General features: G+C 69.5%; 7 protein-coding genes. 6 read left to right on the plus strand and 1 reads right to left on the minus strand.

Features of this window, described 5'->3' with window-relative positions; translation table 11 throughout:
* The first annotated feature begins 5 nt into the window (after nucleotides 1-5).
* From ACIRVH_RS30585 to ACIRVH_RS30595, 3 genes are read left to right on the plus strand one after another with little or no spacing between them, the layout of a single operon-like run.
* Entirely contained in the window at nucleotides 6-1,199 is a 1,194-nt protein-coding gene (locus tag ACIRVH_RS30585) for a cupin domain-containing protein (RefSeq protein WP_403959733.1), read from the plus strand.
* Complete coding sequence (locus ACIRVH_RS30590; protein WP_403959736.1) at nucleotides 1,196-2,104, plus strand: aldo/keto reductase; 909 nt, start codon at nucleotides 1,196-1,198, stop codon at nucleotides 2,102-2,104. The genes ACIRVH_RS30585 and ACIRVH_RS30590 overlap by 4 nt, the downstream gene beginning before the upstream one ends.
* Nucleotides 2,105-2,123: 19 nt before the next feature.
* On the plus strand, nucleotides 2,124-2,909 hold the full coding sequence (locus ACIRVH_RS30595; RefSeq protein WP_403959739.1) for a phosphotransferase: 786 nt from the start codon (nucleotides 2,124-2,126) through the stop codon (nucleotides 2,907-2,909).
* A gap of 33 nt (nucleotides 2,910-2,942) precedes the next feature.
* Here the strand turns inward: ACIRVH_RS30595 and ACIRVH_RS30600 are convergent, their stop codons facing one another.
* On the minus strand, nucleotides 2,943-3,113 hold the full coding sequence (locus tag ACIRVH_RS30600; protein WP_403959742.1) for a hypothetical protein: 171 nt from the start codon (nucleotides 3,111-3,113) through the stop codon (nucleotides 2,943-2,945).
* Between the two features lie 187 nt (nucleotides 3,114-3,300).
* Between ACIRVH_RS30600 and ACIRVH_RS30605 the strand changes: the two genes are divergently transcribed.
* The 3 genes from ACIRVH_RS30605 (at nucleotide 3,301) to ACIRVH_RS30615 (ending at nucleotide 6,347) form a co-directional block, all read left to right on the plus strand.
* Nucleotides 3,301-4,287, plus strand: coding sequence for an STAS domain-containing protein (locus ACIRVH_RS30605; protein WP_403959744.1), 987 nt, complete (start codon nucleotides 3,301-3,303; stop codon nucleotides 4,285-4,287).
* Between the two features lie 214 nt (nucleotides 4,288-4,501).
* Nucleotides 4,502-5,014 (plus strand): DUF5994 family protein, encoded by a 513-nt coding sequence (locus tag ACIRVH_RS30610; RefSeq protein ID WP_403959747.1) that lies wholly within the window; start codon nucleotides 4,502-4,504, stop codon nucleotides 5,012-5,014.
* Nucleotides 5,015-5,153: 139 nt separating this feature from the next.
* On the plus strand, nucleotides 5,154-6,347 hold the full coding sequence (locus tag ACIRVH_RS30615; protein WP_403959750.1) for a PP2C family protein-serine/threonine phosphatase: 1,194 nt from the start codon (nucleotides 5,154-5,156) through the stop codon (nucleotides 6,345-6,347).
* The last annotated feature ends 92 nt before the right edge of the window (nucleotides 6,348-6,439 follow it).

The raw sequence follows: 6,439 nt of genomic DNA on the forward strand, positions 1-6,439 counted from the left end.
ACGCGTTGTCGCCGCTGAACCTGGCGGCCCACCTGGGCCAGGACGAATTCCTGGCCCAGGTGCTCCACCGCCACCACCGCCACGTCCCCGCCGCCCTCTCGAACCCAAGCGACCTGATCACGTGGGACGACGTCAACACCATCCTGGCCACCCACCGCCTGGAGCCGCCCCGCTTCCGCCTCTCCGCGGACGGGGAGATGCTGGCCGCCCACCGCTACACCGCACCCGTCATCACCCGCCGTCACACCGTCTGGCAACGCCTGCATCCGGCCGAGCTGCACGCCCGTCTCACTGACGGTGCCTCCTTGGTCATCGACGCTGTCGACAAACTCCACCCACCCGTCACCCGCGCGGCGATGGAACTGGAACAGTGGCTGCGCACGGGAGTGCAGACCAATCTCTACGCCTCCTGGACCGCGCGCGAGGGCTTCGGCGTGCACTGGGACGACCACGACGTCGTCGTCATCCAGATCGACGGCGCCAAACGCTGGAAGCTGTACGGCCCCACCCGCACCGCCCCCATGTACAAGGACACGGACGAACCCGAGCCACCGCCGAAGGAGCCGGTCAGCGAACTCGTCCTTCGCCCCGGCGACGTGCTGTATCTCCCGCGCGGATGGTGGCACTCGGTGGCCGCCAGCGAAGGCGAGCACTCCCTGCACCTCACCTTCGGCATCCAGACCACCACAGGCGCGCAACTGCTCTCCTGGCTCGCCGACGACCTGCGCTGCCACGACGTCCTGCGCGAGGACCTGCCCGTGCACGCGACCACCGCGCAGCAAGCCGTCTACCTGGAACGGCTGCGCAAGCAAGTCGTCGCCGCTCTGGAAGCCCCGGACCTCATCGGCCGATACAGCGCCACGCACGATGGATCCGACCTCACCCGCCTGCGACCGAGCCTGCCCCACATCACCGGCGTCGCGGCGAACCCGGACGTCCGCGTCAGGTTGACCACGGCTAGGGCCCACGTCGAACCCGCGGCCGGCGGAGACAGAGTGGTGTTCCGGGCCTGCGACAACGAGTGGGAAATGGCCGCGGAGGCCCTTCCGCTGCTCCAGCTGCTGGTGTCCGCCGTACCCGGCACCGTGTCTCTTGGTGACCTGGCTGCGACAGCGCGGATCTCCGTCGCGGACGCGGCGACCGTCGTCTCCGAGCTGATGCGCGGCCAAGCGATCACGTTGGAAGGAAGCGAGCGATGAGGCCGGCACCCATGGGGCTCGGTACCTACCGCATCCGCCCCTCCGCAGTGAACGACGCCGCCGTCCGCGCGGCCGCAGATCCCACCTGTGCATGGATCGACACCGCCCCCAACTACCTCAACGGACAGGCACAGCTGCTGCTCGCTCCCGTTCTCGCTCGGTATCCCGTTCCTGTCTCCACCAAGGTCGGCTTCCTCACTCACCAGGCCGCCGAGGACGCCGTCCTCGATGGGGCTCTCACCGCCGACGACGCGGAACGAGGACACTGTCTGAACGCCCCGTACGTCCATTGGCAGTGCGCCCGCAACCGCACAGAGCTCGGCCTCGACCGCCTGGACCTGGTCTTCGTCCACAACCCCGAGCACACCGACGGCAGCCCTTACGAAGCCCTACGCGACGCTTTCACCGCTCTCGAAGCAGAAGCAGCAGCGGGCAACTTGAGCGCGTACGGTGTCGCCACCTGGGATGGCTTCGACACTGGCGCCCTCAGCGTCCCCGCCCTGCACCAACTGGCTGCCGAAGCCGCTGACACGGACCAGCACCACCTGCGTGCCGTCCAGTTGCCCGTATCTCTCGTCACCGCAACGGCGTTCGCCCAAGCGCTGGACGGAAGAGGGGCTATCGCACAAGCAGCCGGCCTCGGATGGCAGGTGTACGCCTCGGCACCCCTGTTCGGTGGCGAACTGCCGCACCTGGCCACGCGCGAACTCACCGCGCTATTGAGCCCGGACCTCACAGTCCCGCAGGCGTGCCTGCTGGCAGCGGCCTCATGCCCTGGCGTGACGCGGGTTCTGCTCTCCACCTCCACTCCGGCACACTGGGCCGAAGCCCAAGCCGTCCTCCAGGAGCCCGCCGTGCCCGTTGCGACACTGCGAAAGGTGCTGGATGTACTCGCCCCCGACTGATCCCGCCAACCGACACCGAATGCGCCGCGCACTCAAGCAGTACGCGAAGGCGTTGGGCACGGCCGTGACCGGCCCGGAAGTCTGGGGCTGGCACGGCCGCACCCTCAGCAGCAGCGTCCAGCACCCGGACCGGGGTAGCTGCTGGCTGAGGCTCCTGTCCGCACCTGCGGACAAGGCCAATGGGAAGCTCTGGGAAGGCAACCGCGAGGCCGCCGCCCTGTTTGACGGCCACGTCCACAAACCACTGCTGTACGACACCGCAGAAGCGAAGAGTGGCAGCTACGCCTTCCTCGCAGAGCTGCACCAGTACACCGCCGAGTCCGTCACCTCCGCCAGCCCCGTCATACACACGGATCCGGAGCCGCCGAGGGCATGGTGGGACTCGCTCCGCAGGGATCTCGAGTACGTGAGCGGCGTCTCCACAGACCGTGTGGCCGTACGCCAGGAGTGGGTCGACCGCAGCGTCCCGCGTTTCCTCGGCATGCCCGCACCCCGGATCACGGACTGGACGACAGCCCACGGAGACCTACACACCGCCAACCTCACCAACGGCACCCCCTACCTCCTGGACTGGGAGGGCTTCGGGAAGGCGCCGGCCGGATACGACGCGGCCATGCTGTTGGCCTACTCGTTGCTGGCCCCCGGATTGGCCCAGCGTGTACGGGAGACCTTCCCCGTGCTGAAGACGGAGGCCGGACGGGTCGCACAGATCATCGTGGTCACCGAGCTGCTGCAGTCGGCTTCGCGCGGGGACCACCCAGAACTCGTACCTGCTCTGCGGGACCTGGCCGCAGAGCTGGCTTGATCGAGTCACCCTTCCAGGTTGGTCATCGGCGGGTCAGCAGCAGCCGTCCGCGGCGGCCGGTTCCTTCGCGCCGGCCTCGGCCGGGCTGGCGCAGCAGGTGCTGGTCCGTTGCTTGGTCAGGGTGTCGGCGTCACCCTTGACGACGTGCTCTCGTCGCAGCCGATTCCGGCTGCCCGCGACGTACGGTGGAGGTACCGAGGACATCGTGTACTCCGGCCGCCACGCCGGGGCGTCCTTGGCGAGAGACGAATCCCGGGCCGCCCCAGCGGTCGGCGCGGAGACGGGTCGGCATCATGTCCGCCGCGGTCGAAGCAACTCCACGCAAGCTCGTCATGCCTGCGCCCGTACCCCGTACCCGTACCGGCCAGCGCCGCTGCCGAGGGGAGGCGTGATGGTCCTTTCCCGGCTGGACATCCACCGGCGGAACCGAGGAGAGGGGGCACTCGTCACACTCGCCGGTGAGATCGGATCGGCCACGGCGCCGCTGCTGCGGGCCGCACTGGAGCAGTGTCTGCGCGACGGCGTCACCGTCATCGACATCGACCTGACCACGGTCGGCTCCTGCGATGCCAGGGGCCTGGACGTCCTTCTGTCGGCGTCACGGCGCGCCGGCCGAGTGCACGCCTCCCTGCAGCTGCACCACCCGTGCACACAGATCACCCGGCTCCTCGCCGTCACCGGATCCACCTCCCTGCTCCTCGCGGGCCCCACGGATCCCGTGCCACCCGCCCTGCCTCGCGGCCTGCTGCAAACGGCCTCCCCGGGTCCGTCGGCCGACGAGAAGCGGACGCTTGAGCACCCCGCTCGCGGGGTGCTCAAGGACGGGATCCGCCTGCGTCGGCTGACCCGTTGGCAGATCGAGGGGATGAGGGAGGGCATCGCGGACCTGGCCATGGCATCCGTCGCGGACACACCCGGTGAGTCGTTCCACACCCGGGGAGATTTCCTGCGCCGCCTGGCCATCAGTGCCCGGCGCCCCGGCTTCGCTCTGCTGGTCGCCGAGACGACGGTGCTGGTCGGCTGCGCCTACGGCTTTCCGGTGGGCCCAGACGGTCCCAGGAGGCGAGGGTTCGACCGAATGCTGCAGGAGAGCATCCAGCGGCTCACCGCCTGCGCACGGTTCCTGCTCCTCACCCAGGTCGTGGCCAATCCGCACGCTCAGCGCCGCGACATCGGCCGCCGTCTGCAGCAGCGTCTGCTCACCGACCGGCGCACCGCCCTGGGAGTCGCGCTGCTCCATCCGGCTGACCAGGCCGGACAAGCCGCCTTCGAGTCCTGGGACTGGCAGAACATGGGGGAGATCGTCGGGCTGCCCGGTCCGGTCACCCCCTGTGTGCTGATCCTGCCTCTGGAAGAGCCGTCCCCAGCAGGCCGGTGATCGAGTGTCTGCCGCGGACATCCGTTGTGTCAGGCGCCAAGCGGCTGCGCCGTCCCGGGCGGTACAGCCACCTGGCTCGGCACCTCGCGCCGCCCGCCATGGCCGGGAGTACGCTGACGTTACCGAGAGCTTTGCGGGCGCACGACCACGGCGACGCCGTTCCCGGCGAGTGACAGACGCGGGCAGTCGCAGCCGCCCGGGACGGGATCGCACGATGGACGCCATCACCAGGCCCGCCGAAGGTACGTCACCAGGTGACGCACAGACCTACCAGATGCCTCTGCCCCGGCTGCGTCTGACGCCGGACACCAGCCATGGACCACTGGATGGAGCGTGGTGGCCGCGCTGTGACGCGCTGGAACTGGAGTTGCCCGCGCTGGTCGGCTCCTTGGACCCGGCTGTCGGCACCGTCACTCGCGTCACCGTGGACCCCGCGTCCTGGCCCGATGCCCCGCAGACGGTGTGGGCGCCCGGCCACGTGATCGAGGTGGTCCGGACGGGTCTCGCCGGCGAGGCGCATGCCATCACTCTGGACTGCGGCACGGTGGGTCGCTGGGAGCTGCTGGTGATCCCGCCCGACGAGCCGGCCGGAGCGGCCACCCGGCTGCTGACTGCTGCCGCCGACCCCGAGAACCCGCTGTCGGCTCCGCTCATGCTGGCACTCGCCGAGGACGACCTTGACGGAGAAGCCGCGTGGGAGTCGGAAGGAGGGCACGGACTCAGGTGAGGGCCCGACGCCTGTCGGGCCCATGTGACCGGCCGGCTGGTCCGGTCGTCGACGTCCCCGGTGGAGCGATGGCACGAGCAATTTCCTGGTCGTCCCGCCCCGCCGCAATCTATGCGCGCGGATCATGGCTGGTGGGCGGATGAGGCACGGACGGGGTTCGGACCGTTCCGAGAGCTTCGGGGAAGCGTTGCTGGGTGCCGTTCTCGATGGCGCGCACGAGCTTCCTCCCCATCTCATCGGGCCGCTGGTCGCCGACGTGCTGGGGCGGTTGGGGGGCCGGCGTCCGCAGGTGCTGCTGCAGGACTACGGCCAGTTGCTGCTCGTACCCCTGCCCGGCGAGGGCCTTACGGACGGGGAGCCGCAGGTGATCGACGACTCCGCGGCGGGTCGCTGCTTTCTCGACGCGGTCCCCGTCGAACTGCCCGATAACGACGGCGTTCGGGTCCATCTTCCGCTGCTGGACGGCGGCGACCAGGTGGGGGTCATGGCAGTGACGCTGCACAGCGTCGACGACCACGACCGTCGCCTGCTTTTCAGGATCTCCGGCCTGGTGGCCGACCTGCTGGTGACCAAGCACGGCTACTCCGACCTGTTCTTCGGAGTCAGACGCCGTGAGCCGATGAGCGTCGCCGCGGAGATCCAGTGGTCCCTGCTGCCACCGCTGGCGATGATCATGCCTCGGGTCGCCGTGGCCGGGGTCCTGGAACCCGCCTACGACGTAGCCGGCGACAGCTTCGACTACGCGCTCAACGGGGACGTCCTCCACGTGGCCATGATCGACGCGATGGGACACGGACTGGATGCGGCCACGATGGCCACCGTGGCCATCGGCGCATACCGCCACGCCCGCCGCCTCGGCACCGGACTGTCGGGGATCTACGACTTCATGGACCGTGCCGTGGCAAAGCAGTTCGGTCCCGAGCACTTCGTCACCGCGCAGATGATGCAGCTGGACACGGCGACCGGACAGGTGCAGTGGGTCAATGCCGGGCACCCGCCGCCGATCCTCGTCCGCGACCACCGCGTCGCGCAGCGCATGATCGCCCCGACGACCCTCCCGGTCGGCCTGGGTGGTTCGGAGCCACGGATCAGCAGACTGGGGCTGGAACGCGGGGACCGGGTCCTCTGCTTCACCGACGGACTGGTCGAGGAGCACAAGACCGGCGGGGCGGAATTCGGCGAGGAGCAGCTGATCGACTGCGTGAACCAGCTGGAGAGAACCGGCCGCGGGGTCCGGGCGGTGACGCGCTGCCTGTCCCACACACTCAAGCGGGCGCGGGGCGGACACACCACGGATGACGCGACGCTGCTCATGGTGGAGTGGCGCGGCTGAGGCGTCCCCCGGAGTGTGGACACAGGGGTTCATGCGGCGAGTGTGAGTTTACGTCCTCGCCGGTGCTGCTGTTCGAACTCGGCAGGCGAGAG

It is taken from the genome of Streptomyces sp. NPDC101165 (assembly GCF_044768135.1).
In the GTDB taxonomy this organism is placed as follows: Bacteria; Actinomycetota; Actinomycetes; order Streptomycetales; family Streptomycetaceae; genus Streptomyces.

Coding starts and splice junctions, on each gene's coding strand:
- ACIRVH_RS30590 (WP_403959736.1), top strand. CDS start 1,196: ATGAGGCCGGCACCCATGGGGCTCGGTACCTACCGCATCCGCCCCTCC.
- ACIRVH_RS30595 (WP_403959739.1), top strand. CDS start 2,124: ATGCGCCGCGCACTCAAGCAGTACGCGAAGGCGTTGGGCACGGCCGTG.
- ACIRVH_RS30600 (WP_403959742.1), bottom strand. CDS start 3,113: ATGTCCTCGGTACCTCCACCGTACGTCGCGGGCAGCCGGAATCGGCTG.
- ACIRVH_RS30605 (WP_403959744.1), top strand. CDS start 3,301: ATGGTCCTTTCCCGGCTGGACATCCACCGGCGGAACCGAGGAGAGGGG.
- ACIRVH_RS30610 (WP_403959747.1), top strand. CDS start 4,502: ATGGACGCCATCACCAGGCCCGCCGAAGGTACGTCACCAGGTGACGCA.
- ACIRVH_RS30615 (WP_403959750.1), top strand. CDS start 5,154: ATGAGGCACGGACGGGGTTCGGACCGTTCCGAGAGCTTCGGGGAAGCG.